Below are 21921 nucleotides of genomic sequence, written 5' to 3'. Positions count from 1 at the left end.
TGGGGCGGGGCGGCCGGGTGGTCGCCTGGGTGGCGGTGGGGGTGGGGGTCGGCTTGGGGAGCGGCCCGGCGGTGCCGTTGTGAGCGTGGGCCCTGCCGGTGAGCTGCGGGTCGGCGGTCTTCGTGGGCTTGGGGGAGCGGGTCTTGGTGGCCGTGGGGGCGGCGGTGGCCGGCTTGGCCGTCTTGGTGGGGGCGGCGGTCGTGGGGGCCGGGTCCGGCGGTGGCGCTGCAGTGGCGGTCGTGGGGACGGTCGTGGGGGCGACGGGCGGGCCGGTGTCCGGGAGCTCGGTGGCGGGCGGCTCCGAGGCCGGCGGTTCGGAGGCGGGCGGTTCGGAGAACGGCGGTTCGGAGAACGGCGGCTCCGAGGTGGCGGGCTCGGCCGGGGCCGAGGGCGACGGGGTGACCTCGGTGCTCTGGGCGGTCAGGGTGCGGTCGCCGTCGAGGGCGTTGGTGAGGACGAGCGCGGCGGTGATCACCGCCCCGGTGCAGACCGCGCCGATGGCGATCTTGCCGGTGAGCTTGGTCATCACCTTGCCCGGCCTGCCGAACCGGGTCCGGGCGAGCGTGGTGTGCACCTCCACGGGCGCGTCGGGCGCGGACGGGAACAGCAGGAGCAGCAGCCCCGCCAGCGCCGAGAGCCGCCGCCTGCCGCGTTCCTCCCAGTCGTCGCCGTACGCGCCCGCCGCGACGGCCTCCAGCTCGGCCAGGAACGCCTCGGCGGAGGCGGGACGCGCCTCCGCCCGCTTGGCCAGGCCGCGCTCGACCAGTTCGCGCAGCGCGGCCGGGACCTCCTCGACGGGCGGGGCGGCGGCCTGGTGCTGGTGGGCGAGGGCGGCGACGTTCGAGGCGCGGAACGGCCTTGCGCCGGTGAGGCATTCGAAGAACACCACCGTGGCGGCGTACACGTCGGTGGCGGGCGAGGCGGGCAGCCCGGACCACTGCTCGGGCGCCATGTACGGCGGGGTGCCGGCGGCGCTCGCGCCCTCGCCGGCCATGACCGCGATGCCGAAGTCGACGAGCTTGGTGTCGCCGTCGCCCTGGACGATGACGTTCTCGGGCTTGTAGTCGCGGTGCACGACGCCGATGGCGTGCGCGGCGGCCAGGCCCTGGAGCGAGCCCTTGAGCACGGTCAGCGCGGCCTCCGGCCCGGTCGGGCCCTCCGACCTGAGCAGCTGCCGCAGCGACACGCCGTCGACGAGCTCCATGACGATGGCCGCGCCCCGCCCGGTCTCGACGTAGTCGATCAGGCGGGCGTTGTGCGGGCTGCGCAGCGTGCCGAGCAGCCTGGCCTCGTGACGGAAGCGGGCGACGAAGCTCACGTCGGACCGCAGCTCGTCGGAGAGGTACTTGATGGCGACCTCGGCGTCGTCGCGGTCGCGTCTTGCCAGGACCACGCGGCCGGCGGCGCCGCTGCCGAGTTCGCGAACCTCGGTGTAGCCGGGGACCCCCCACTGCCCATCACCGTACATAACGGTTCTCCTCTGGAGTCTTCTGGGCCCCCACCCTTAACAGACGAGGCGTAGCTTAACGGCCCGGCACCTCACCACGTCACCAGATATCCGTACATGAGGGTACATGCAGGTCAGCCGATGGTTCCCGGCCCCTCCGTCGGCTCCTCGGTGGGCTGCTCCGTGGGTTCCTCCGTCGGCTCCTCCGGCTCACACGCCGGGGTCCGGCCGCCGTCCACCGCCGTGCCGCTGCCCGCCCCGGGCTCGGTGGAGGCGCGCACCTGCCAGGCCGTCCCGCAGGGCACCTGCCCGAACGCCTGCCGCACGGTCCTGACGTACGACGTGTCGCCGGCCAGCTCCAGCACCTGGCTCCCGGCGACCCTGCCGCCGAGCTGGAACGTCACGGTCAGTCGGACCGGCCTGGCGTTCCCGGTGCCCACGGCGACCGTGGCCGTGGCCGTGCCGTCGCCGTAGGCGCTCCGTATGATCGAGACGCTCTTCACCTCCGGCGGGCAGGTCACGCGCGCGCGGGCGGACGCCGTCCGGCCGCCGGCGCGCACGAGCACCGAGACGGTGGAGCCGCACGGGCGGGCGCGGAAGGCGTAGGTGAGGTCGCGGGTGTACGAGGTCCGCCCCGACAGGGTCGCCGAGCGGTCGGCCACCTGGTCGCCGTCGACCGCGAAGGCGGCGGAGACGGGCACCTCGGCGGTGCCGCTGGTGGTCATGAGGAGGCGGGCGCGGGCGGTGGCGCCGTCCATGCGGAGCGTCGCCCGTAACGCGGTGACCTCGGTGGGGCAGGGCGGCACGCTGACCGTGGCCGACCGGGCGCCGCCGGGGGCGGCCGGGGTGGACGCGACGGTGAGCGTGACGTCCTGGCCGCACGGCCGCTCGGGGAAGGTGTGGCGCAGCGTGCGCGTGTAGGCGGTGTCGCCGCGCAGCCCCAGGCGTTCGACGTGCACGATCCGGCCGCCGGCCCGCCAGGTGGCCTCGACGGTGACGGGGGCGGCGCCGGTGGCGGCGAGCGTGAACGTCCCGGCGGCCGTCGCGCCGTCCACGGCGAGCCGCCCCACCCCGAGCCGCGACACCGAGGTCACGGGCGACGCGGTCGGGGTGACGGTGCGGGTCGGGGTGCGGGTCGGGGTGGGGGTGGCCGTCCGCGTGGCCGTGGCCGTGGGCGTCGCCGTGCGCGTCGGGGTCGGGCGGGACGTGCGGGTGGCGCTCGGTCCGGCGGTACGGGTGGCGCTCGGCCCGGCGGTGGCCGTGAACGGCGGGGTGGCGGTGGGCGGCGGGCCGGAGTCGGTGCCGCCGGGCGGGTCCCCGGTGTCCTCAGGGGCCCCGGTGTCCTCGGGGTCGGCGGTGTCCTCGGGCACGAGCTGGGGCGTGGTGCTCGGCGTGGGCGGGAGCGCGACGGGGACGCCGGACTCCGTGGGCGGCGCGGCGGCGACCGGCTCGAACGGCGTCGCCCGGTCCCGGTTGGCGATCACCAGCGCGGCCGACACGGCGACCAGGGCGGCCAGCGTCGCGCCCATCGCGGTCTTGGTGACGTGCCCGCGCACGCCGCGGAAGGTGGTGCGGGCCAGAGTGGTCGACACCTGCGGCTCGGCGGGCGGCGGCTCGGGCATGAGCACGGCGAGCAGCAGCACCAGCGCCGCCAGCCGCCGCCTGCCGCGCTCCTCCCAGTCGTCGCCGTAAGCCGCCGCCGCGACGGCCTCCAGCTCGGCCACGAACGCCTCGGCGCCGGCAGGCCGGGCGGCGGGGTCCTTGGCCAGCCCGCGCTCGACGAGCCCGCGCACCGGCTCGGGCGCGTCCTGGACCGGGATGGGCGCGTGCACGTGCTGGTAGCCGAGCACGACGGGCTCGGTGGACCGGTAGGGCCGCTGCCCGGTCAGGCACTCGAAGAACACCGCCGTGGCCGCGTACACGTCGGTCGCCGCCGAGGACGGCTCCCCGGCCCACAGCTCCGGCGCCATGTACGGCGGCGTGCCCTCGGGGCGGGAGAGCGTCCCCTCCCGGACGGCGATGCCGAAGTCGACGAGCTTGCTGACGCCGTCGTCGCGGACGATGACGTTCTCCGGCTTGTAGTCGCGGTGCACGAGCCCCGTCTCGTGCGCCCTGGCCAGGCCGAGGAGCGAGCCCTTGAGGACGACCAGTGCCGCCTCCGGCCCGGTGGCGCCGTGCTCGCGCAGCAGGGCGCGCAGCGACACGCCGTTGACCAGCTCCATGACGATGGCGGCGCCCTGCGGGTCCTGGATGTACTCCCACAGGGTGGCGATGTTCGGGTGGCGCAGCGTGGTCAGCGTGCGGGCCTCGGCCCGGAAGCGGGCGAGCGCCACCGGGTCGCGCCGCCAGCGGTCGGACAGGTACTTGACGGCGACGTGAATGCCCGTGTCGTCGTGCACGGCGAGGACGACCCGGCCGGCGGCGCCGGTGCCGAGTTGCCTGACTTCCGTATAACCAGGAGCTTCCCAGCCCATGTTGCCTCTCCCATCAGAGGCGGCCCACCTGATTGTGACGCACGATCGAGGCGATTGGTTTGCCGGATCGGTCCTGATTTATGGAACTACCTTCTGCCGCTGATGTGAACAGGTATGTCGATTCCCTCTGGAAGAGCCGGGTCGGGCACCGGCTCGCCCCACGTCGTCACGAGCGGCAGCACCCCGGCCCAGACGGGCAGCGCGTAGTCCTCCTCCTCGTCCGAGGGGGCGCCCCGGCGCATCTTGACCGACGCCTCCTCCAGCGACAGCGCGAGCACGGCGGTGGCGGCCAGCTCCTTGCGCGTCGGCTGCCGCGTGTAGTCCCACTGGCCGGGGGCGAGCTGCTCGGTCAGGGCGCGCAGTCCGAGCAGCCGCTCGTCCTCGTCGGTCACCAGCCTGGCCCGGCCGTAGATCACGGCGGAGCGGTAGTTGACCGAGTGGTTGAAGGACGAGCGGGCCAGCACGATGCCGTCGAGGTGGGTGACCGTGACGCACACCTCGCTGCCCTCGCCCGCGCGCAGCGACCGGGCACCGGTGGAGCCGTGCAGGTAGAGGGTGTCGCCGACGCGCCCGTAGCCGGTGGGGATCACCATCGGGTGGCCGTCCACGACCACGCCCAGGTGGCACACGAGTCCGGTGTCGAGCACCTCGTACAGGTCGGCGCGGTCGTCGCTGCCGCGATGCTTCTCCCGGCCGAGCCGGGTGCGCGGGGTGGTGGAGAGCATGCTCCGAAGCTAGCGGGAAAGTGGACTTATCCTGTAGAGCCACTGTTTGCCGCTTCCCGGAGACCACTTGCGTGCGTACCCTCGTTGACCTGCCCGTATCGCTGTCCAGGGACGCCGCCGTGCCGCTCACGGCGCAGCTCGCGGCCTGGCTGCGTGACGCCATGCTGTCGGGGGCGCTCGCGCCGGGCGAGCGGCTGCCGTCCTCACGCGGGCTGGCGGCGCAGCTCGACGTGAGCCGCACTGTGGTGACGGAGGCGTACCAGCAGCTCTACGCCGAGGGCTGGCTGGAGGGCCGCCACGGCTCGGGCACGTTCGTCGCCTCGCTGGAGACGCCGCGCCGCGCCGTCCCCGCGCCGCCCGCGCCACCGCCGCCGCCCGCCGTCGAGCCCGACGAGCGCACGATCAACCTCACGCCCGGCCACCCGTGGGTGCGCGACTACGACCGGGCCGCCTGGAAGCGCGCCTGGCGGCGGGCCGCCGAGCTGCCGCCCGGCGACTACCCCGACCCGTACGGGCTGCCGCACCTGAGGGAGCTGCTGGCCGCCCACCTGCGCCGCACCAGGGCGGTGGCCGTCGGCCCGGAGAACATCCTGGTCACCCGGGGCACCGGCAACGGGCTCGACCTGTGCGCGCTGGCCCTGCTCGGCCCCGGCACCAGGGCGGGCGTCGAGGACCCCGGCTATCGCACCGCGCGGGCCGTGTTCGCCGCCCGGGGCGCGGAGATCGTGCCGTGCCCGGTGGACGAGGACGGGGTGATCGTCGACGGGCTGCCCGACGGCCTGCGCGTCCTCTACACCACCCCGGCACACCAGTTCCCGCTCGGCGGCCGGCTGCCGATCCCGCGCCGGGAGCGGCTGCTTTCGTGGGCCGCGCGGACCGGCGCGACCGTCGTGGAGGACGACTACGACGCCGAGTTCCGCTACGACGTGGCCCCGCTGCCCGCCCTGTACGGGCTGGACCCGTCCCGGGTGGTGCTGCTCGGCACGCTGTCGAAGTCGCTGGCTCCCGACATCGGCGTCGGCTGGCTGGTGGCCGCGCCCGAGACCGTCGACCGGATCGCCCGGGCCCGGCGCGCCATCGCCGACCGCACCAGCGGCCCCGTCCAGCACGCGGTGGCCACGCTGCTCGAACGCGGCGACCTCGACCGGCACCTGCGCCGGATGCGCCTGGAGTACGCGCGCCGCCGCGCCGTCGTGGTGGAGGTCCTCGGCGCGGCCTGCCGGCTGCGCGGCGACACGGCCGGGCTGCACGTGCTGGCCGAGCTGCCGCCCGGCGCCGCCCCGGAGATCGTGGCGCGGGCCGCCGAGCGCGGCGTCCTGCTCGACACCGTCGCCCGCCACCACCACGGCGCCGAACGCCTGCACGGCCTGGTGATCGGGTACGGGTCGGCGTCGCTGCCCGACGTCAGGCGGGGCTGCCGGATCGTCGCGGACCTGATCAGGCGGGTGTGAGCCCGGCGACCACCGGCAGCGCGCGGGCGGCGTGGACCGGGTCGACCGGCAGCACGTGCCGCGCCCACCGGCGGGCCGGCCCCGGGTCGGGCGAGGGCTCGGTGAACGGCCCGGCGTAGTCGTCGTAGGGCGGGTCGTACAGGTAGCCGGTGGCCACGCCGCGCCGCTCCAGCGCGGCGATCGCCGCGTCGCGGTCGCGCACCAGCAGCGGCACGCGGAACAGCGGCCGGCCCGGGTCGTCGCGCACGGCCGGGGCGGCCGAGGGGAGCGCGGCCAGCAGCTCGACGCCGGCCAGCCGCCTGGCCCGCTCGCGCGGCACCGCCGCCAGCCGCCTGCGCTGGTACCAGCGCGCCAGCGGCCCTCGCGCGGCACGGTAGTCGTGCAGGTCGGCGCGCACCCACGGGTCGAACGGCGGCAGCGACGGCGCCTGCGGCAGCGCCCGGGCCAGCGCCTCGGCCTCCAGCCGGATGCGGTAACCCTCGCGCTCCTCCTGCAGCCCGAGCGCCCGCATCAGCCACAGCGCCGGGCGCACCAGGTCGAGCCGGAGCGCCGCCTGCCTGGCCATCGAGGTGGCCACCGCGAACAGCTCCGCCCGGAAGGAGCCGGGCTCCAGCAGCCGGTCGCGGGCGCGCTCCAGGGCCTTGAGGTCGGCGGCGTCCTCGACGGCCAACACGCCGCCCGAGCCCGCGCCGGGATGCTTGGACAGGCTGAACACGCCCGCCTGCCCGAACGTGCCGAGCGGCCGGCCGCCGACGTCGGTCTCCATCGCGTGGGCCACGTCCTCCACCAGGATCTTGCCGGTGAACGCCGCCACCTGGTCGGGCAGCCCGTACAGGTTGGTGGTCAGGACCGCGTCGACGCGGGAGAGGTCGACCCGGGCGGCGTCGATGTTGCCGTCGCGCGGCGAGAGCGGCGCGATCACCGGGCGCAGCCCGGCCGCCAGCACGAGGAAGAGGATCTCGTCGGCCGAGATCGGCGACATGAGCAGCCGCTGGCCGGGCTCGCACCAGTGGCGTAACGCCAGGTAGAGGCCGAGCCGGTTGGAGGGGAGCAGCAGGCAGTGGCGGCCGGTGCGCTCGGCGATCGGCCTCATCCGGGAAGCGTGGCGCGCAGCCGCCCGTAGGTCTTGAGCGCCTTGTCAGCGGTCCTGAGCAGCACCGGGTTGGCCAGCACGGTGGCGCGGGCCTTGCGGGCGGGCACGCGCAGCATCCAGTGGACGCCGGCCGCCGGGACCGCCCGGGCGACGCGGCCCTCGCAGACGGACAGCTCGCCGGTCTTCAGCTTGTCCTTGTACTCCTTGTCGCCCCGGCCCATGTCGATCGTCTGGATGCCGGTCTCGGCGGCCTTCTCGGCCATCGCCAGGTGGTGGATGAGGCCGGGGGAGTATTTGGCGAAGCGCGGGTCGTAGGCCGGGAACCAGCCGGCCAGCGTGGTGCGGGTGCGGATGCCGAAGTGGCCGGCCATCGGCTCGCCGTCGACGTAGACCATGTCGAGGACGCCGGCGAAGCTCTCGGTGCGGGTGGCCAGCAGCCGCTCGACCAGCTCGACGATCCACTGGTGGGCGAACCTGTCGGTGCGGCCGGTGCGCCGGTACTGGTCGGTCTTCCAGGCGAGCAGCGTGCGCAGCGGCTCCACGTCGGCGATGGCGTAGTCGTGGCGCACCTCGCCGATGTCGCGCCCCAGCTTGCGCGTCTTGGCCAGCGTGGACTTGTACGTCTTGCCGGAGTGGGCGCGCAGGTAGGCGGTGTAGGCGTCGAACCCGTCGCGCAGGCAGATCACCGGCGACGGGTAGGACTCGTGACGCCTGCCGAGCAGCGGCTGGCCGGCGACGAGATGGTCGAACTCGTAGACCGACAGCCCGCACTGCGCCAGCAGCCACTGGGCGGGGATCAGGCAGTCCTTGGCGTGGATCATGCCCTGGGCGTCGGTCAGGCCGGCGGCCACCGGCTTGCCGATGCCCAGCGGGTGCCGCTCGAACGGGAAGAATCCCACGATGTCGGGCCCGTCGTGGATCACCGCGACCCGGACCCGGTCACGCAGCGCGCCGACCGTGATCGTGAACTCGGGCGACAGGAAGGGATTGTCGAAGGCGGCGTCGGCTTCCTGGAGGGTGCGCCAGCGGCTGACCTCGGTTGCTCCCAGCTCATCGGGGCGAACGATCGTGACGTGCATGGGCTCCTACTGTGGACATGCCTCGGTGGCAGACATGTTCTCCCAGGCTACGGGATGGGGGTCGTGCTCGCAGGCACGGGTCCGTAACGTTACGCAACTCTCATGTGTGGCGTTCGGCACCGAGTGACGTTCTAATAGTTGTCCATGACCGTACCTGGGATTGACCGGCCCCGGCTGTTCGCGTGGATGGGCAGGAACGTGCCCGACGCCGGCGAACCCCTGTCCGTCTCGCTGATCTCCGGCGGGCGGTCGAACCTGACCTACCTCGTCGAGACCCGGGAGCGCCGCGTGGTGCTGCGCCGGCCGCCGCTCGGCCACGTGCTGCCCACCGCCCACGACATGCGCCGCGAGTGGCGGGTCATCTCCGCGCTCGCCCCGACCCCGGTCCCGGTGCCCGAGCCGGTCGCGTTCTGCGCCGACGAGGACGTCGTCGGGGCGCCGTTCTACCTGATGGGGTACGTGGACGGCGCGGCGGTGCGCGGCCGGGACGAGCTCGGGGACACGGACCCGGCCGGGACCAGGCGGCTGGCCGGACGGCTGGCCGAGGTGCTGGCCGCCATCCACGCCGTGGACTACCGGGAGGCGGGCCTGGCGGACTTCGGCCGGCCCGACGGCTACCTGCCCCGGCAGCTCGACCGCTGGTGCCAGCAGTGGGAGCGGTCGAGGACCGCCGACCGGCCCGAGTTCGACCGGCTGGTGGCCCGGCTGCGCGAGCGGCTGCCGGCGCGCTCCGCCGGCACCCTCGTGCACGGCGACTACCGGCTGGACAACACGCTGGTACGGCTCGGCCCCGAGCCGGAGATCCTGGGCGTGGTGGACTGGGAGATGTCCACGCTCGGCGACCCGCTGGCCGACCTGGGACTGACGCTGACCTACTGGCACGAGGCCGGGGACGAGGAGCGGGCGGGCATCCCGGTGGCGGGCGACGTCACGACGGCGCCGGGGTTCCTGAACGCCGCCGAGTTCGCCGCCCACTACGCCGAAGCCTCAGGTCGCGACATTGCAGATCTCGGGTTCTACGTGGCCTTCGGCAGCTTCAAGCTCGCCGTCATCGTGGAAGGCATCCACGCTCGCTTCCGCCAGGGCAAGACCGTGGGGGAGGGCTTCGACCGGATCGGCGCAGCCGTGCCCACCCTGATCGCCCGCGCGCACCGCATGCTCGACCAACCCGCATAGGAGAGCCATGAGCACAGTTGCACTGATCACCGGAGCCGCGAGCGGCATCGGGGCCTCGGTGGCCCGCACGCTGGCGGCGGGCGGCGCCAAGTGCGTCCTCGTCGACCTCGACGGCGAGGGCGCGGAGCGGCTGGCCAAGGAGGTCGGCGGCGTCTGGCTGGCCGCCGACGTCAGCACCGAGCAGGCCTCGCACGACGCCGTCGAGCTGGCCGAGCGCACCTACGGCCGGCTCGACCTGGTCCACCTCAACGCCGGCGTCGCGGGCGGCCCCGACCTGGCCGCCTTCGACCTGGCGCGCTACCGCAGGATCGTCGGCGTGAACGTCGACGGCGTCGTCTTCGGCGCGGTGGCCGCCGTGCCGCTGCTCAGGCGCTCAGGCGGCGGCGCCATCGTGGTCACCGCCTCGCTGGCCGGGCTCGTCGGCTTCGACGGCGACCCCGTCTACACCATGACCAAGCACGCCGTCGTCGGCCTCGTCAGGGCGCTGGCCGGGCCGCTGGCCAGGGACGGCATCAGGATCGGCGCCGTCTGCCCCGGCTTCACCGACACCCCGCTCGTCGCCGGCGCCAAGGAGATGTTCGTCAACGCCGGATTCCCGCTGCTCACCGCCGACGACGTGGCCGCCGCCGTGGAGTCCGCCTTCTACGCCGAGGAGCCCGGCACGCTCCTCGTCGTGCAGCCCGGCAGGGAACCGGTGTCGTACCGTTATGCCGGAGTTCCTGGACCCGCGACCGGGCAGCGGCCACCATCGTCCTGATTCGTCCACGCAGGCGGGCGGATACGGTGTAAAAAGGCCGGGCCGGAGCGCTCGGCCTTTTGGAACGTTGCGTGAGAGGTGGATTCCGTGATTCCGACGGACGGCCGACATGCCCGCAGGCGGTCCCCGTGGCCGATCGCCGTAGGAGCCGGGGTCCTCGCCGTCCTGCTCGTCGCCGGGATCATGGTGTACGCGGGCTCCCGCTCGTCGGGCGGCGACCCGGCCGTCCAGTTCAACGGCGAGATCGCCCAGCCGGCGCCCACCTCGCCCGCGCCCTCCCTCGACCCGCCGCCCGTCGTGCCCGACTGGCCCCGCTGGGGCGTCACCCACACCCAGTACAGCGCCGACAACGACAACGCCCGGGTGCAGGAGCAGGCCAAGCACATGCTCGGCCGCGTCCCGATGCTGCAGAACCAGCACATCATGGGCTGGGGCGCCAACAACCCCGAGCCCAGCCCCGGCCAGTACAACTTCCGCGACCTCGACCGGCGGCTCAAGCTCATGGCCGACTCCCAGGCCATCCCCGTCATCACGCTGTGCTGCGCCCCCGACTGGATGAAGGGCGGGCAGCCCGGCCGCACCGACTGGAGCAAGAACCACACCGTCGCGCCCGACCCGGAGCACTTCGACGACTTCGCCAAGCTCGCCGCCCGGGTCGCCAAGCAGTACCCGACGGTCAAGCACTACCTGGTGTGGAACGAGTTCAAAGGCTTCTGGAACACCACCACCAACCGGTGGGACGCCGAGGGCTACACCGAGCTCTACAACAAGGTCTACGACGCGCTGAAGAAGGTCGACAGCGAGATCCAGGTCGGCGGCCCGTACGTGCCGATCGAGACCACCGCGCGCGGCGTCTCCGAGCTGTCGGGCCCCTACGGCGTGGTGGACCAGCGCGCGCTCGACGCCATCGAGTACTGGATCGAGCACAAGAAGGGCGCCGACTTCATCGTCGTCGACGGCGGCACGATGACGACCGACGGCGGCAACATCCCCGACGACTTCGGCGCCACCGGCAAGTTCGGCGCGATCACCCAGTGGCTGCGGCAGAAGAGCGGCAACCTGCCCGTGTGGTGGGCCGAGTGGTACGTCGAGCCGGAGGACTCCGGCTGGAGCGAGGAGCGGCGCACCGCCGTGCAGGCCACCGCGATGATGGAGTTCGCCAGGAGCGGCGCCACCACGGCCCTCTACTGGAACCCGCAGGCCAAGGGCGGCGCCGAGTGCCCCGGCTGCCTGTGGACCCCCGGGCGCGGCCAGGAGATGCCGATGGCCGGGCTGCTGAGCGGGTTCACCCGGTGGTTCCCCGCCGGGGTCGAGCTGCAGCAGGTGCCGAGCTCCGACCCGCGTGTCAGGGTGCTGGCCCAGCCGCGCCAGCTCGTCATGGTCAACACCTCCGACGCCGACGTGACCGCCACGGTCGACGGCAGGCAGGTGACGCTCAAACCGTACGAGATCCAGTGGAGCGGCCGGGGCGGGACCTGACCCCGGCGCCGCCGTACGTGAGCCGGCGCAGCAGCCACTCCGCCGGGCCGTAGCGGTGCGCCCGCAGCCACCGGCGGCTGACGACGACCTGCGCGGCGAAGACGGCGGCGGCGATCGCCACCTGGAGCGGCGGGCCCACCCGGTCGACCAGGGCGAGCCCGTACCCGGTGAAGATCAGCGAGCACACCAGCGACTGCGCCAGGTAGTTGGTCAGCGCCATGCGCCCGGCCCAGGCCAGCGCGCGGCCCAGGCGCGGCAGCAGGGGCAGCAGCCGCAGCAGCGTGGCCCCGTAGGCGGCGGCCAGCAGGGGAGCGGTGAGCAGCGTGGCGGCCTCGCCGGCGAAGCGGTGCACCGGGCCGTCCCAGACCGACATCGCGGCCACCAGCGCGCCCGCCAGGCCCACCGGGAACCCGATCCACTGCACGCGCCGCAGCGTCGCCGTGCGCGGCCCGGAGCCGGCCAGCAGGCCCGCCCGGCCGGCCGCCAGGCCGAGCAGGCAGGCGGCCAGCACGGCAGGCGCCTGGAAGAGCACCCGCCGGACGACGATCACCGACAGCTCGCGCAGGTGCTCGCCGACGATCTGGGCCGCCGACCCCGACAGCGACCGGTCGACCTCCGACGCCTGGGCGGGCGGGTGCTCGGCGACGCCCGGCAGGTCCACCCCGTGCGCGGCCAGCCACGCCAGCGCCAGGAAGCCCAGCGCGAGCAGGCCGGTCAGCGCCGCCGACAGGGCCAGCGCCGTCCTGATCCGGATCCGGCGCAGCAGGAGCAGCGCCACCCCCACCACCGCGTACGTCGTCAGGATGTCGCCGGGGAACAACAACACCGCGTGCGCCGCGCCGATCAGGAACAGCCCCGCCAGCCGCCGCAGGAACATCGGCGTGAACGCCAGCCCCCGCCCGGCCGCCGACCCGATCTGCAGGGTCAGGCTGTAGCCGAACAGGAACGAGAACAGCAGGTAGAACTTGTTCTCCACGAGCAGCGTGACGCCCCACCGCACCGCCCAGTCGGCGGCGCCGTCGAAGCCCGGCTCCGCCAGCCCGGCCATCCGGTAACCCGAGGCCAGGAAGGCGATGTTCACCACGAGGATGCCCAGCAGGGCGAAACCCCGCAGGGCGTCAATCGCCGCGATCCGTGACGTTCCCTGATTGATGCGAAATGTCCCCTGAAAAACCATCAGGGGACATCATCGCGCACAACCTACGAGTTTCCTGTGAATTCAGTTGATTCCTGCGATGTAAATGAAGCGTTCGACGACCACGCCCACCGCCACCACGAACGTCGGCACCGCCACCCACAGCAGCCACCTGCGCGCCCGCGGAGCCCGCCGCGCGCCGTTCAGCCGGATCACCTCGTAGCCGAACAGCGCCGCCCAGCTCACCGCCAGCGCCCCGACCCCGATCGGGGTCCACGGCGAGGTCGGCTCCCCGCGGCCCTGCCACGGCCGAGGCTCCGGGATCTCCGTGCCCCGGACGAACTTGCCCCACGTGTAGAGGGCGGCGTCCTCGTTCGCGTAGACCCGCTTCAGATCCGGCGAGGCGTCCAGCGCCGCCCGGAACCGCTCCCCCCAGTCGGCCGGGAAGCCGTCGTTGAGCTGCAGATAGCTGACCTGGCCCTTGCTGACCACCAGATACGTGTTACGCGGGCTCTCCGGCCCCGGCCGCAGCCGGTCGACCACGTCCTTGATGTTGGCCGGGTCCTTGTGCACCAGCGCCTGGCCGGCGAAGTTGACCAGCTCGATGTCGCGCTCGCCCCACGGCAGCGTCGGCGTGACCTCCGGCCCCTCCTTCGGCACCAGGTAGACCACCCGCGCGCTCGGCTTGTCGTGCTCGTACACGTAGTGCATCGCCGCGACCTCGCCCGAGGTCACCCGCTCGAACTTCTCGTTGCCGTAGCGCGCCACCAGGAACGCCATCGAGAACATCACCGCGAAGCAGGCCGCCAGGACCAGCGACACCTTCTTCGTCAGCTCCGGGTTGAACCTCACGTTCAGCCTGCGCACGGGGACGGTCTCCTCGCGCACGTCGGCGCTGTCGGCCGGCAGGTTCGGGAAGAACGCGTACGCCGCCAGCAGACACGCCCCCGGCAGCGCGAACATGTAGATGCGCAGCCCGATCTCGCCGCCGTAGCTCTGCAGCGCCAGCGCCAGCACCGGCACGCAGAGCAGGATCAGCGCCGCCCGGTCGAACACCCCGCGCCGCAGCCGCCGCAGCAGGCCCACCGCCGCCAGCGCCAGGATCACCACCAGGATGCCCAGCCGCGCCTGCAGCACCATCGCGTGCAGCTCGTCGCTGCCCTCGATCCGGTCGCCCGTGTTGCGCTGCAGGTTGGACACGATGTCGCCCAGGCCGCCGAAGATCGCGTCGATCTGCCCGGCCCAGAAGCCCACCGTCTGGTAGCTGATCCACGCCAGCACCACCAGCCCGAGCCCGAACGGCAGCGCCCACGTCAGCGTCGTCCGCTTGAACAGCAGGAACGCGGTCAGCACGCCCAGCATCATGAACGGCGTGATCTGGTGCGACGCCGTCGCCGCCGCGAACAGCGCCACCATCAGCATGAGCATCAGCAGCTTGTCCGCGCGGAACATGCCGGTGTTGGCGAGCTCGCCCGGCGTCATCGCGTCCAGCCGCCCCAGCAGCCTGCGCAGCCCCTTGGCCGGCACCGGCTTCGTCCGCGGCTCCACCCGCCCGAACCAGCGCAGCAGGATCGCCACGAACACCAGATAGAGCGCGAACGTGAAGCCCTGGGGCGAGAAGTAGTCCTGCCCGATCCACTGCACGAGCACGAACAGCAGCGCCGCGAACCAGCGCGCCCGCGTCGTCGCCACCACCTGGCGCAGGATCAGCACGAACGGCAGCAGGTAGAGCAGGTTCGACAGCAGCGGCGTCCAGTTGAGGATGGGCGACAGATCGGTGATCCCCGCCGTCTTCGTCACGAACGCGAACAACGCGAAGAAGCCCGGCCAGCCCATCCGGCCGTCGATGCTGATCGCCGTGTCGCCGGTTCTCGCGATGAAGTCCACGAAACCGGCATGGATGTACGCGGTCGGGAAGCGTGGCTCCTCGGCCACCAGCGCCCCGGCCCCGTGCAACGCGAACGTGATCGCCGCGATCTGGAAGAGCAACAGGAACTTGCGGTCGGTGCTCTGCGCCACCGTGACGAAGAACGACACGATCATGATCAGGATCGCCGCGAACGCGCTGACCGGCAACGCCGAGATGAGGCCCAGGCCGTTGATGTCCGCCGGGTCGACGCCGCGCAGCGGCCCCGGGCTGACCTTGAGGGCCAGCACGTACATGAGGAGACCTTCGAGCACCAGCACGACCGGCAGCCACTTCGGCGCGCCGGCCACCAGGGCCGCCAGCCGCGACGCCCTCGGCGGGGGCGCGGCCTGACGGACCGGCCCGGGCGCGACCGCCTGCACGGCGGTGGCGGCCTCCACGGGCTCGGCGACCACCCGCTCGAACGGAGCCGTCTCCCCGACATCCACCTCCTCGGGGGCCCCGACCTCCGTGGCGACGTCGACCTGCTCAGAGACGGCGCCCTCCACGGCGGCATCGGACCCCTCGGCGGCGTCGGCCTCCACGGCGGCGGCGGGCTCCTCAGCGGTCCCGACCTCTTCAGAGGCGTCGGCCTCTCCGGAGGTGGCGGTCTCCTCGGGCTTGGTGTCGTCGGCCTCTTCCTTCGTGGGCTGGGGCACCGGGAGGGAGGGGAGCGTGTCGGTCTCCGACGGCGGCGTGGCCGGGGGGCCGCCTATGCGCAGGGTGCTCGGCGTGGTGGGGATGCGGAAGGCGGCGGTGGTCTTCACCGCGTCGTCGCCCACCGCGTCCGGGTCCGCCTCCGAGTCCGCGCCCGAGTCGGCGTCCGGGGAGGGGGCCGGGGGCGTGTCGGTCTTCGCGTCCGGGGCCGCCTGCAGGGAGGCGGGGTCAAGGCGCGGGATGACCCCCGTCGCCTCCGGATCGAAAGGCACCTCCTGCTCCTCTCCCGTGTCCCCCCGCACACCGGAAGAGCCGGTGGTCCCCGCTGTCATGCCATCGCCGTCCCGTTGCCTCACGTTGACCATCATGGAGCCCCGGGCGACCCGTGAGCGACGCTCGCGTGTCGTATTTCGTCGTATTTGAGAATTTTACGTAGCTTTCCGAAGATCAAAAGTGCGACCACCGTCTGGCTGAGCAGCATCCCGTACCCCACCGCGTTGACGCCCGCGAACGGGAACAGCGCCAGGATGGACGCCAGCACCAGCCCCGCCAGCCCGATCTGCACGGCGGCGAGCTTGCGCGCCTCGCTCTGGGCGCGCAGCGCGCTCAGATAGACCTCGATCAGCACCCGGGGCAGCACCGCCAGCGCCATCAGCCGCAGCAGCAGCGTGCCCTCGTCGGCGAACTTGGCCCCGAAGACCTGGAGGATGAGCGGCGCCGCCACGACGGCCACCACGATGATCGGCACGATGATGGTCAGCGCACGCCGCAACGCGTTGCGGCAGTTGGCCGCGAGCCTGGACCGGTCGAACGAGCCCTCGACGGTCAGCGACACGGCCATGTTCATGGCCAGCAGCTCGATCATGCAGCCGAGCGTGTGCGCCATCGAGAAGCGCCCGAACACGGCCTCGCCGACCTGCGTGGCGACGACCACGGGCACCAGGTAGACGATCGCCAGCACCGACAGCGTGCCGGGGAAGTCGCCCGCCAGGAACCGCCCGACCTCGCGCAGCCTCGGCGCCTCGCGGTGCACGCCGGCGGTCTGCCGGACGTGCCGGGGCACCACCACGCCGAAGATCAGCCAGTTGATCGGGATCAGCGCGATCGCGGTGGGCACGATCCACGAGACGAAGATGCCGCCGTCGGGCAGCGCCCCCGCCAGGGTGACCAGCAGCCCCATCTTGACCAGGCCGAAGACGAGGTTGTTGAACGGCACCCAGGTGGCGTTGCGCAGCCCGGTCAGCACCACGTCCTGGAGGGTGAAGACCGCCCACACCACGACGGCCGCGAGGAAGAACAGCCCGGGGCCGAACCCGGCGAGCACCGAGTACGTCTCGCCCCACAGCGGCAGCGTCAGCAGGAAGCCGACGGCGGCCGCGCCACCGGTGGCGGCGGCGATCCCGTACCCGCGCAGGATGAGCTCGGGCGTGCGGCGGCCCGCCACCGGCAGGAAGCGCGCGAACGCGCCCACCAGGCCGAGCGCGGTCAGCGACGCGAACAGCCGCATCAGCGTGATCACCGCCTGGCCGCGGCCGAACTCCTCCTCGGAGAAGTAGTGCGCAGCCAGCAGCCAGTAGCCCGCGCCGAGCACCGCGGTGATGCCCGTGTTGGCCATCAGCGCGTAGCCGTTCCTGAACAGGGGGTTGCGGAGGTCGCGCAGCAGCCTCCGCCAGAGGCTAGACATTGCCGCGGACCCGTCGCAGCCCGTAGCGGGTGCGCCTGACCACCGCGTAGCCCTTGGTCAGGATGCGTTCGCGCAGGTAGATCAGGGGCACGCCGGTGCCTGCGACCGCCCGCTTGAACATGCCGATCGTGGTGTGCCTGGCGACGGTCAGCCGGGGGATGGCGAGCATGTCGTGCCGGTCGGCGGCGATCGTGTTGCCGACGGCGCAGGCGGCGAAGTAGCCGGCCTTGCGCACCTCCCGGCGGACGCGGGCGCTGGAGTAGCCGTAGGGGTAGGCCATGGTGGCCACGGGCGTGCCGAGCGTGTCCTCCAGCAGGCCCTTGTTGCGCCGGAGCTCCTGGCGGAGCTGTTCGGTGGGGAGCTGGTCGAGCTGCGGGTGGCTGTGGCTGTGGCCGCCGATCTCGATGCCGCTCTGCGCGGCCTCGCGGGCCTGGCCCCAGGTGAGCATGTCGTCCAGCGGCCGGCCCGCCGCGTCGTCACCGGCGTCGGCCACCCAGCCGCTGGTCAGGAAGACCGTGGCGGGGTGGCCGTACTTGTCGAGCAGCGGCAGCGCGCGGCTGTGGAAGTCGGCGTAGCCGTCGTCGAAGGTGAGCACGACGGGCTTGGCGGGCAGCGAGCGCCCGTTGTTCTTGTTCAGCGAGGCGACGAGGTCGCCCAGCGTGAGCGGGGTGAACCCGGCCTCCGACAGGTAGGCGAGCTGCTCGTCCAGGTCGCCGGGGCGTACGGAGTGCGGCCGGGTCTCGTCGTTGGGCCGGTCGTTGACCGAGTGGTACATCAGGATCGGCACCCGGATCATGACCGCACCGCCTTCAGCCGTACCGAGCCCACCAGGTATCCCCAGGCCGTCCAGGCGAGGCCGACGACGATGGCGCCGGCCCTGCCGAGGCCGCCAGGGTCGCCCTTGACGGCCTCGCCGAGGCCGCGCAGCGCGCCGAGCGGCAGCGTCCTGAGCGCGTGCGCCCGTTCGCTGGACAGCCCGTCCTGGGTGCCGACCTCCTGCGTGACCAGGGCCTTCGACAGCCCTTCGGCGTAGCAGCGGGAGCGGAAATAGGCGAACCGCTCCCGTTGCCTGGACACCTTGTGCCCGATGAGCGCCTTCGGCTCGTACAGCATGATCGAGCCGGGCCGGCGCTGGCTCAGGCGGATGCAGAACTCGGTCTCCTCGCACCCCAGGGGGCGCGACTTGCGGCCCTGTACGCGGCGCCCGATGCCGCTGTGGAACCCGCCCACCTCGGACACCACCGTGCGCAGGAAGGCCGCGTTTCCTCCCATGACATTGCGGATCGGCGCCCGTACCGCGGGCATGCCGCGGTACGTGCAGCCGACCGTCCAGTCGAACTCCTGCGGGAACCAGCGCGGCCTGCGCTGGGACGCCCAGATGGGTTCGGTGCGACCGCCCACGCCGACGACTCCGGGATCCTGGAAGCCCTCCTCCAAAGCCTCCAGCCACCCGGGATCGGCGACCGCGTCGTCGTCGAGGAACGCGACGATGTCACCGGTGGCCGTGGCCACCCCGGTGTTCTTGCCGCCGGACAGCCCCTGCTCGTGCGTGTTCTCCACGACGATCGCGTCGGGATAGGCGCGCTTGAGCTTGAGGTGCAGGTCCGGATTGTGATCGACGACCAGGATCAGCTCGTGTGGGCGGCGGCTCTGCTGCTCCACCGACTCGACGGCCTGCCTGATGTCCTCCCAGCGGTCCTCGGTGTAGACGCAGATGACGACAGACGTGTTCACGACGAATCCTTCAGGCGCTCAGGCTTACGCGACGCCCCGGTCGGCGGCGGGCTTCCTGGCGGGTTCGGGGCGGGGCGGGGCGGGCTGGCGGCGCCATTCGCTCAGGATGGTCCTGAGCACCCGCAACCCGTCGCGTACGACGTGCAGGTTGCTCTCGCCGTGGATGCGGTTGCGCTCGTGGCTGGGCACCTCGTGCACCTTGAGCCCGGCCTTGGCGGCGCGGATGTTCATCAGCGTCTCCACCTCGAAGCCGTCGCAGTCGAGGTCGAGCACGTCGAGGTGCCTGGCCCAGAAGGCGTTGTAGCCGTAGCACAGGTCGGTGTAGGAGGTGCCGTACATCCGGTTGACGATCCCGGTGAGGATCTTGTTGCCGAGGCGGCGGTTGAAGGTGAGGTCGTCGCTGCCGCCGCCGGCGGCGTAGCGCGAGCCCTTGACGAAGTCGGCGCCCGTCACCAGCGCGCCGACGAACTGGATGATCTCGTGGCCGTCGGTGGAGCCGTCGGCGTCGATCATCACGATGATGTCGCCGGTGCACGCGGCGAACCCGGCGGCCAGGGCGTCGCCCTTGCCCTTGCCGGTCTGCGTTACGATCTTCACATTGGGCCGCAGGCGGCGGGCCACCGCGACGGTGTCGTCGACGGAGTTGCCGTCGACGAGCACGATCTCGTCGATCCACTGCGGCAGGGTGGCGAACACGTGGGGCAGGTTCTCCGCCTCGTTCATCGCCGGCACCACGACACTCACCGTCGGTGAGATGGCCAGATGTGGTGTGACGGGAGTGAAGCGTTCGATAGGCGGCATCGATCGCAAAGGCGTGATCTGCGCCTTGCCGTTGGACTTGACGGACTCGGGACTCATGGCGAGGTTAATCCTTCCGGGACCCGCCTGGCGCAACGCGGTGACAGTTTCTCCCGGGTGCTGCGGGAGTGGCTGCTGGGGCGAACGATGCATCAGTGGGTCCAAGTGAGGGTTGTGCTGGGATCTGCTGCTGCTGCCTTGTGCCGGGGGGTCTTGAGTGCTCGGGTCAGCGTGCTCCGGTCGGTTCCTTGACGTCGTGCTGGATCGATCTGCGCATCCGGCCGAATCCCTTGAGGACGCGGTCGGCTGCCTTATAGAGAGACGGTCGGTCCAGGACAATTGTTCGGGCCTTGTTGAACGGGGTCCGCCCCATCCAGTGCACGGCGGCGGCCGGGGAGGGGCGGGAGACCCGGCCTTCGGCGACGTACAGGGTCCCGCTCTTGAGCCAGTCCTTGTACTCCTTGCCGCCTTTGCCCATGTCGACCATGTGCAGACCGCTGGCCGCGGCCGCCTCGGCCATCTGGAGGTGGTGCACGATTCCGGGGGAGTAGCGCGCGTAGGCGGTGTCGTAGGCGGGGAACCAGCCCACGAGCGTGGTGGCCGTGCGCAGGCCGAAGTGGCCGGCCACGGGCACGTCGCCCGAGTAGAGCATGGTCAGCACGCCGGAGAAGTCAGCGGACCGCTCGGCGTGCATGAGGTCGGTCAGCTCGACGATCCAGGGCTGGGCGAACCGATCGACCCGGCCGGTGCGCTGATACTGGTCGGACTTCCAGGCCAGCAGCGTGCGCAGCGCCTCGGGGTCGGGCGAGGCCCACTCGAACCGGAGCTCGCCCTGCTCCCTGCCGAGCTTGCGCTCCTTGTAGCGGACGGTCTTCAGGTTCTTCGGCGAGTTGGCCCTGACCTGCTCGATCCAGGCGTCGAAGCCGGCGGTGAAGTCCATGACGGGGGCGGGCCGGACGTCGCTCTCGTACGGGGCGAACGTCGGCTGCCCGGCCACCAGGTGGTCGAAGTCGAAGACGGTGAGCTTGCAGGCCCGCAGCAGCGCCCGCGCGTCTGCCTTCAGGCCGGGCTCCGCGATCAGGCCGTGGCACGTGGTGAGGAAGCCGCCGAGCGGCTTGCCGATGCCGAAGCTGTGCCTCTCGTAGGGGAAGAACCCGGCGATCCGGTCACCGTCCTGGAGGACGGCGACGCGCACGTAGTCGCGCAGGCGGTCCATGGCGACGGCGAACTCGACGGAGAGGAAGGGGTTGTCCAGGCTGGGGTCGGCCTTCTGAAGTTCGCGCCAGCGGGCCCGCTCCGGTGGTCCCAGCTCTCCGGGGCGAACGACGTTGATCTTCACCTTTGGCTGGCCCCCTGTTCGGTTTGCATGTTCTTCCCCCGGTAGAGCACGCGAAGCACGTACATGAACCCGCCGAGCACGGCGATCGTCGCCACCCCGGCCCGAGGCGACCACGCGTCGAAGAGCAGCATGGCCTGGGCGAGCAGCACGTTGAGCACGAGGCTCGCGGCGGCCCCTACCGATAGTGCCGCCAGAGGGTCACGATCACGCAACAGCCCGACCACCGCGGCGCCGGGCACGAGCAGAAGGAACATGGAGATCAGGAGCGGGCGCAGGGGAGTGTCGATGTCGAAGAGCGCGATCACCGCCCCCGCGATGCAGGCCAGCGCGAGCAGCCATGTGAGCGCTCTGCGGTGCTTGAGCATCTGCTGTTTCTCTCCCGGTTCCTGACGTGATCGCCAATTTCATGGGATCAATCCGTGCGCGTACGCGTCAACGCCGACGCTTGGCGGCACAGTCAGGTTTACCAGCGCCCATGTGAAGTTCAACACACTGCCAACGAGCCCCGGGTCCCCGACGTGCTCCCCAAGCACACCAGGATGCCTTATTTGTCACAGCAACATCGGCTTGACCCGGGAAATCGGGGCTTTCTCACATAACGGTGGCGAGGGTCGCCTCCGGTGTGCTGGACGGCTCCGGCGACGGGGTGGGCTCCTCCTCCGGCGGGTCGGACGGCGGTTCGGGCTGACCTTCCCAGCTGAGCGCGCAGCGCGCGGCGCCGCCGTTGGAGGTGAACGTCACCGTGCCGCTGCCGGGCAGGCCGGGGTCGTCCACGGTGACCCACACGGCCGCCGACGCGCCCGCCTTGATCGTCCCGCTCGCCGGCTTCAGGGTCAGGCCGTCCGTCGTGGTGGATGCCCAGGTGACGGCGGCGTTGCGGGCGCGCAGCGTGACCCGCGCCGCGCCCTGGATCGCCGCCGGGCAGGCGGCGGCGATCCGGGCGGGGCGGGCGGCCCGCCGGCGGGTGGGGGGGGGGGGGGGCGGCGG

Annotated in this window: 18 protein-coding genes; 4 read left to right on the top strand and 14 right to left on the bottom strand. The window is 72.4% G+C overall.

Annotation, left to right across the window (positions count from 1 at the left end):
• From KME80_RS43320 to KME80_RS43310, 3 genes are all read right to left on the bottom strand, one after another.
• A partial coding sequence (locus tag KME80_RS43320; protein ID WP_219517424.1) for a serine/threonine-protein kinase occupies positions 1–1468 on the bottom strand: 1468 nt, incomplete at its 3' end.
• 113 nt (positions 1469–1581) lie between these two features.
• Positions 1582–3921: a serine/threonine-protein kinase gene (locus KME80_RS43315; protein WP_219517423.1), complete on the bottom strand. Its 2340-nt coding sequence runs from the start codon at positions 3919–3921 to the stop codon at positions 1582–1584.
• A gap of 86 nt (positions 3922–4007) precedes the next feature.
• On the bottom strand, positions 4008–4646 hold the full coding sequence (locus KME80_RS43310) for a pyridoxamine 5'-phosphate oxidase family protein (protein WP_219517422.1): 639 nt from the start codon (positions 4644–4646) through the stop codon (positions 4008–4010).
• Between the two features lie 71 nt (positions 4647–4717).
• Between KME80_RS43310 and pdxR the strand changes: the two genes are divergently transcribed.
• Positions 4718–6097 (top strand): MocR-like pyridoxine biosynthesis transcription factor PdxR, encoded by a 1380-nt coding sequence (gene pdxR, locus KME80_RS43305; RefSeq protein WP_219517421.1) that lies wholly within the window; start codon positions 4718–4720, stop codon positions 6095–6097.
• On the opposite strand, the gene KME80_RS43300 is transcribed toward pdxR, so the two are convergent.
• Positions 6084–7190: a DegT/DnrJ/EryC1/StrS family aminotransferase gene (locus KME80_RS43300; protein ID WP_219517420.1), complete on the bottom strand. Its 1107-nt coding sequence runs from the start codon at positions 7188–7190 to the stop codon at positions 6084–6086. The two genes, pdxR and KME80_RS43300, sit on opposite strands and share 14 nt — an antisense overlap.
• The gene (locus tag KME80_RS43295; protein WP_219517418.1) at positions 7187–8269 is read right to left on the bottom strand and encodes a GNAT family N-acetyltransferase; all 1083 of its coding nucleotides are present in this window, start codon (positions 8267–8269) and stop codon (positions 7187–7189) included. Before KME80_RS43295 ends, KME80_RS43300 begins: the two co-directional genes overlap by 4 nt.
• A gap of 144 nt (positions 8270–8413) precedes the next feature.
• Here KME80_RS43295 and KME80_RS43290 point away from each other — a divergent pair, with 144 nt between their 5' ends.
• From KME80_RS43290 to KME80_RS43280, 3 genes are all read left to right on the top strand, one after another.
• Positions 8414–9445: a phosphotransferase family protein gene (locus KME80_RS43290; RefSeq protein WP_219517416.1), complete on the top strand. Its 1032-nt coding sequence runs from the start codon at positions 8414–8416 to the stop codon at positions 9443–9445.
• Positions 9446–9452: 7 nt separating this feature from the next.
• Positions 9453–10202, top strand: a complete 750-nt coding sequence (locus KME80_RS43285; RefSeq protein WP_219517415.1) for an SDR family oxidoreductase — start codon at positions 9453–9455, stop codon at positions 10200–10202.
• An 87-nt stretch (positions 10203–10289) separates the two neighbouring features.
• Positions 10290–11681 (top strand): GH39 family glycosyl hydrolase, encoded by a 1392-nt coding sequence (locus KME80_RS43280; protein WP_308126174.1) that lies wholly within the window; start codon positions 10290–10292, stop codon positions 11679–11681.
• Here KME80_RS43280 and KME80_RS43275 read toward each other — a convergent pair.
• The 9 genes from KME80_RS43275 to KME80_RS43235 form a co-directional block, all read right to left on the bottom strand.
• Complete coding sequence (locus KME80_RS43275) at positions 11638–12762, bottom strand: DUF418 domain-containing protein (protein ID WP_308126173.1); 1125 nt, start codon at positions 12760–12762, stop codon at positions 11638–11640. The genes KME80_RS43280 and KME80_RS43275 overlap by 44 nt on opposite strands.
• A 138-nt stretch (positions 12763–12900) precedes the next feature.
• Entirely contained in the window at positions 12901–15651 is a 2751-nt protein-coding gene (locus KME80_RS43270) for a hypothetical protein (protein ID WP_219517412.1), read from the bottom strand.
• 92 nt (positions 15652–15743) lie between these two features.
• Positions 15744–17063: a lipopolysaccharide biosynthesis protein gene (locus KME80_RS43265; protein WP_219517410.1), complete on the bottom strand. Its 1320-nt coding sequence runs from the start codon at positions 17061–17063 to the stop codon at positions 15744–15746.
• Positions 17056–17859, bottom strand: a complete 804-nt coding sequence (locus KME80_RS43260) for a polysaccharide deacetylase family protein (protein ID WP_219517408.1) — start codon at positions 17857–17859, stop codon at positions 17056–17058. The genes KME80_RS43265 and KME80_RS43260 overlap by 8 nt, the downstream gene beginning before the upstream one ends.
• Complete coding sequence (locus KME80_RS43255; RefSeq protein WP_219517406.1) at positions 17856–18797, bottom strand: glycosyltransferase family 2 protein; 942 nt, start codon at positions 18795–18797, stop codon at positions 17856–17858. The genes KME80_RS43260 and KME80_RS43255 overlap by 4 nt, the downstream gene beginning before the upstream one ends.
• A 24-nt stretch (positions 18798–18821) precedes the next feature.
• A complete protein-coding gene (locus tag KME80_RS43250) occupies positions 18822–19655 on the bottom strand; it encodes a glycosyltransferase family 2 protein (protein WP_219517404.1) in 834 nt (277 codons plus the stop codon).
• A gap of 166 nt (positions 19656–19821) precedes the next feature.
• Positions 19822–20934, bottom strand: coding sequence for a GNAT family N-acetyltransferase (locus KME80_RS43245; protein WP_219517403.1), 1113 nt, complete (start codon positions 20932–20934; stop codon positions 19822–19824).
• Positions 20931–21299 carry a hypothetical protein gene (locus KME80_RS43240; protein ID WP_219517401.1) on the bottom strand — a complete coding sequence of 123 codons (369 nt, stop codon included), beginning with the start codon at positions 21297–21299 and terminating at the stop codon, positions 20931–20933. The genes KME80_RS43245 and KME80_RS43240 overlap by 4 nt, the downstream gene beginning before the upstream one ends.
• 226 nt (positions 21300–21525) lie before the next feature.
• A partial coding sequence (locus KME80_RS43235) for a hypothetical protein (protein ID WP_372455433.1) occupies positions 21526–21921 on the bottom strand: 396 nt, incomplete at its 5' end.

Source organism: Nonomuraea ceibae, assembly GCF_019396325.1.
Classification (GTDB): domain Bacteria; phylum Actinomycetota; class Actinomycetes; order Streptosporangiales; family Streptosporangiaceae; genus Nonomuraea; species Nonomuraea ceibae.
This window is presented reverse-complemented; position numbering and strand designations above follow the sequence as displayed.